The following is a 4,928-nucleotide window of genomic DNA, read 5'->3' on the forward strand; positions in this document are numbered from 1 at the left end:
ATCAATGGCGGCGCGCATGCCGACAATCCGATCGACTTCCAGGAATTCATGATCCTGCCGATCGGCGCGCCGACGCTGCGCGACGGCGTGCGCTGGGGCTCGGAAATCTTCCACACGCTGCGCAAGAAGCTCAAGGACGCCGGCCACAACACCAATGTCGGCGACGAGGGCGGCTTCGCCCCCAACCTGAAGAGCGCGCCCTCGGCGCTCGATTTCATCATGGAATCGATCGAGAAGGCCGGCTTCAAGCCGGGCGAGGACGTCGCTCTCGGCCTCGACTGCGCCGCGACCGAGTTCTTCAAGGACGGCAACTACGTCTATGAGGGCGAGAAGAAGACCCGCGATCCGAAGGCGCAGGCCAAGTACCTCGCCAAGCTCGCATCCGACTATCCGATCATCACCATCGAGGACGGCCTTGCCGAAGACGACTGGGAGGGCTGGAAGATCCTGACCGACCTCATCGGCAAGAAGACCCAGCTGGTCGGCGACGATCTGTTCGTCACCAACACGGCCAGGCTTCGCGACGGCATCCGCATGGGCGTCGCCAATTCGATCCTGGTCAAGGTCAACCAGATCGGCTCGCTGACCGAAACGCTCGACGCCGTCGAGACCGCGCACAAGGCCGGCTACACCGCCGTCATGTCGCACCGTTCGGGCGAGACCGAGGATTCGACCATTGCCGATCTCGCCGTCGCCACCAATTGCGGACAGATCAAGACCGGCTCGCTGTCGCGCTCCGACCGCATGGCCAAGTACAACCAGCTGATCCGCATCGAGGAAGAGCTCGGCAAGCAGGCCCGCTACGCCGGCAAGTCGGTGGTCAAGGGCTGATCCGGCAACCAATCGGGATATCGAGGAAGGGCGGGGCGTTCCCCGCCCTTTTTCGTTTTGAGGCTCCGGGTACGCCCGTCCGTAACCGTCCATTAAGCACAATGGAGCGAAAAAGAGTCTCGGCCGTTCGGGTTCGCGGCCGCGAGGATCTGGATCATGTGGACACGTCAGCACAAGCAGCGAAACACCGGCCGGCTGATCGTCCCTTCGCTCTGCGTGCTGTTCCTGGCCTATTTCGGCTTCCATGCCTATCACGGCGAATTCGGCATCTATTCCAAATACCAGCTCGAAGCCCGGGCGGTCGAACTGCAGGGGCAGCTCGATGCCGTCAAGGCGCGCCGGGTCGATCTTGAGCGGCGTGTCCAGCTGATGCACGAGGGCACGCTGGAAAAGGACATGCTTGACGAACAGGCGCGCAAGGCGCTCAATCTCTCGCATGCCGACGAAATCACCATCATGCTGCCGGCTCCAGCGAAATAACTGGATTCCAGTTAATCGCCTTTATTTTCAATGATTTTAATCGCTTAGACGCATGCCAGCCATGCATTTTTCGGCATGGCGCAATGCTTTTATGCGTGTTAGCCTCGTATAAATCGGTGGGGAGAGACGATCTCCCTCGGAGCGGATTTCATCCTGCTCTAAATGTCCGCGAAGAGACGCCAACAGGGAGTGATGCATGGCCACCGCCGCCAGAAAAGCGCCTGCCAAATCCAAAAACGACGGTAAATCACAAGGGCTCTCCGCCCCGAAGCCTGCCGACTTCACCAAGGACGATGAGCTCGCCGCCTACCGGCACATGCTGCTCATCCGCCGCTTCGAGGAAAAGGCCGGCCAGCTCTACGGCATGGGCTTCATCGGCGGCTTCTGCCACCTCTATATCGGCCAGGAAGCTGTCGTCACCGGCATGAAGATGGCGCTGATCGAAGGCGACCAGATGATCACCGCCTATCGCGACCACGGCCACATGCTGGCGATGGACCTGTCGCCGCGCGGCGTCATGGCGGAGCTCACCGGGCGCCGGGGCGGCCTGTCCAAGGGCAAGGGCGGCTCCATGCACATGTTCTCCAAGGAGAAGCATTTCTATGGCGGCCACGGCATCGTCGGCGCGCAGGTGTCGCTCGGCACCGGTCTCGCCTTCGCCAACCGCTATCGCGAGAACAAGAACGTCTCGCTGACCTATTTCGGCGACGGCGCCGCCAACCAGGGCCAGGTCTACGAAAGCTTCAACATGGCCTCGCTGTGGAAGCTGCCGGTGATCTTCATCATCGAGAACAACCGCTACGCCATGGGCACCTCGGTGTCGCGCTCCTCGGCCGAGACCGATTTCTCGCATCGCGGCGCATCCTTCAAGATCCCCGGCATCCAGGTCGACGGCATGGACGTGCGCGCGGTGAAGTCCGCCGCCGATCTCGCCACCGAATGGTGCCGCGCCGGCAACGGCCCGCTGATCCTGGAGATGCAGACCTACCGCTATCGCGGCCATTCGATGTCCGATCCGGCGAAGTATCGCTCCAAGGAAGAAGTGCAGAAGATGCGCTCCGAGCATGACCCGATCGAGCAGGTCAGGGCTCGGCTGCTCGACAAGAAATGGGCCAGCGAGGACGAGCTCAAGGCCATCGACAAGGAGGTCCGCGACATCGTCGCCGACGCCGCCGAATTTGCCCAGAACGACGCCGAGCCGGATCCGTCCGAGCTCTGGACCGACATCGTACTGTAAAGGGAGGGCAAGGACATGCCGATCGAAATTCTCATGCCCGCTCTCTCGCCGACGATGGAAGAGGGCAATCTTTCCAAATGGCTGAAGAACGAGGGCGACAAGATCGTCGCCGGTGACGTCATCGCCGAGATCGAGACCGACAAGGCGACGATGGAAGTCGAAGCCGTCGACGAGGGCACGCTCGCCAAGATCGTGGTTCCCGCCGGTACCGAAGGCGTCAAGGTCAACGCTGTGATCGCCGTGATCGCGGTTGACGGCGAGGACGTCGACAAGGCCGGCGAAGGCATCGGCGAGGAGCCCGCCAGGCCTGAGGCGGCAGCACCTGCGGCTGTTGCGGCCAAGAGCGAGGCCGCGGCACCGGTCGCCGCAGCGCCGAGAGCCGAAGTCGCCGCCGATCCGGACATTCCGGCCGGCACCGAGATGGTGTCGACCACGGTGCGCGAGGCGCTGCGTGACGCCATGGCCGAGGAAATGCGCCGCGACGGCGACGTCTTCGTCATGGGCGAGGAGGTCGCCGAGTACCAGGGCGCCTACAAGATCACGCAAGGCCTGCTGCAGGAATTCGGACCGCGCCGCGTCGTCGACACGCCGATCACCGAGCACGGTTTTGCCGGCGTCGGCGTCGGTGCCGCGATGGCTGGCCTGAAGCCGATCGTCGAGTTCATGACCTTCAACTTCGCCATGCAGGCGATCGACCAGATCATCAACTCGGCCGCCAAGACGCTCTATATGTCGGGCGGCCAGATGGGCGCGCCGATCGTCTTTCGCGGACCGAACGGCGCCGCCGCCCGCGTCGCCGCTCAGCACTCGCAGTGCTACGCCGCCTGGTACAGCCATGTTCCCGGGCTGAAGGTGGTGATGCCGTACACGGCGGCCGACGCCAAGGGCCTGCTCAAGGCAGCAATCCGCGATCCGAACCCGGTCATCTTCCTCGAGAACGAAATCCTCTACGGCCAGTCCTTCGATGTGCCGAAGCTCGACGATTTCGTGCTGCCGATCGGCAAGGCGCGCATTCATAAGCCGGGCAAGGACGTCACCATCGTCTCCTTCGGCATCGGCATGACCTACGCGGTCAAGGCCGAAGCAGAGTTGCGCGGCATCGGCATCGACGCCGAAATCATCGATCTGAGGTCCATCCGTCCGCTCGACTTCGACACCATCATCGCCTCGGTCAAGAAGACCAATCGCCTGGTCGTGGTCGAGGAAGGTTTCCCGCAGAGCTCGGTCGGCGACCATATCGCCAACCAGGTGTCGCAGCGCGCTTTCGACTTCCTCGATGCGCCGGTCATCACCATCGCCGGCAAGGACGTGCCGATGCCTTACGCGGCCAACCTCGAGAAGCTGGCATTGCCCAATGTCGGCGAGGTCGTCGAGGCGGTCAAAGCCGTCACGTATCGCTGAGCCGGGCGGGAGGGAAACATGCCAATCAACATCACCATGCCGGCACTCTCGCCCACGATGGAAGAAGGCAATCTTTCCAAGTGGCTCGTGAAAGAGGGCGACAAGGTTTCGCCGGGCGACGTGATCGCCGAGATCGAGACCGACAAGGCGACGATGGAGGTCGAGGCCGTCGATGAAGGCACGGTCGCCAAGCTGGTCGTTCCGGCTGGCACCGAAGGCGTCAAGGTCAACGCGCTGATAGCCATCCTGGCCGGCGAAGGCGAGGATGCCGGCGCTGCCGCAAAGGGTGGTGGCGATGCTGCGCCCAAGGCCGAGGCTCCGAAAGCCGAAGCGCCAAAGGCGGAAGCGCCGAAGCCGGCAGCCGCGGCGGCGCCCGCGCCGGCGAAGGCAGAGCCTGCTCCGGCCGCCAATGGCCACGCTGGCGGCGACCGCACCTTCGCCTCGCCGCTTGCCCGCCGCATCGCCAAGGATGCGGGCGTCGACGTCGCGAATGTCACGGGAACGGGGCCGCATGGCCGTGTCGTCAAGGCTGATGTCGAGGCGGCGATTGCCGGCGGCGGCGCCAAGGCCGCGCCCGCTGCCAAGGCGCCTGCCGGTGCTCCGGCGGCAGCTCCGGCTGCAGCGCCGAAGGCGATGTCGGACGACCAGGTGCTGAAGCTGTTTGCCGAAGGCTCCTACGAACTCGTGCCGCACGATAATATGCGCAAGACCATCGCGCGCCGCCTGGTCGAGGCCAAGTCAACCATTCCGCATTTCTACCTGACGCTCGACTGCGAGCTCGACGCGCTGTTGGCGCTGCGCACGCAGCTCAATGCCGCCGCACCGGTGAAGAAGACCGAGAAGGGCGAGGTTCCCGCCTACAAGCTCTCGGTCAACGACATGGTGATCAAAGCGATGGCGATGGCGCTGATGGCGGTGCCGGATGCGAATGCCTCGTGGACCGACAGCGCCATGGTCAAGCACAAGCACGCCGATGTCG

The 4,928-nt window shown here is 63.7% G+C and carries 5 protein-coding genes; all 5 read left to right on the top strand.

Annotated elements, in window-relative coordinates; genetic code table 11:
• Nucleotides 1-831: phosphopyruvate hydratase (locus tag EN738_RS30850; protein WP_127286904.1), on the top strand; the 831-nt coding region annotated here is incomplete at its 5' end.
• Between the two features lie 156 nt (nucleotides 832-987).
• Nucleotides 988-1,311, top strand: coding sequence for a septum formation initiator family protein (locus EN738_RS30855; protein ID WP_127286905.1), 324 nt, complete (start codon nucleotides 988-990; stop codon nucleotides 1,309-1,311).
• Nucleotides 1,312-1,507: 196 nt separating this feature from the next.
• Entirely contained in the window at nucleotides 1,508-2,548 is a 1,041-nt protein-coding gene (gene pdhA, locus EN738_RS30860) for a pyruvate dehydrogenase (acetyl-transferring) E1 component subunit alpha (RefSeq protein ID WP_127286906.1), read from the top strand.
• 15 nt (nucleotides 2,549-2,563) lie between these two features.
• A complete protein-coding gene (locus tag EN738_RS30865) occupies nucleotides 2,564-3,949 on the top strand; it encodes a pyruvate dehydrogenase complex E1 component subunit beta (protein WP_127286907.1) in 1,386 nt (461 codons plus the stop codon).
• Nucleotides 3,950-3,967: 18 nt separating this feature from the next.
• Nucleotides 3,968-4,928: 2-oxo acid dehydrogenase subunit E2 (locus tag EN738_RS30870; protein ID WP_127286908.1), on the top strand; the 961-nt coding region annotated here is incomplete at its 3' end.

The sequence above is a fragment of the Mesorhizobium sp. M4B.F.Ca.ET.017.02.2.1 genome (assembly GCF_003998955.1).
GTDB classification, from domain to species: Bacteria; Pseudomonadota; Alphaproteobacteria; order Rhizobiales; family Rhizobiaceae; genus Mesorhizobium; species Mesorhizobium abyssinicae.

Coding starts and splice junctions, on each gene's coding strand:
- pdhA (WP_127286906.1), top strand. CDS start 1,508: ATGGCCACCGCCGCCAGAAAAGCGCCTGCCAAATCCAAAAACGACGGT.
- EN738_RS30865 (WP_127286907.1), top strand. CDS start 2,564: ATGCCGATCGAAATTCTCATGCCCGCTCTCTCGCCGACGATGGAAGAG.
- EN738_RS30855 (WP_127286905.1), top strand. CDS start 988: ATGTGGACACGTCAGCACAAGCAGCGAAACACCGGCCGGCTGATCGTC.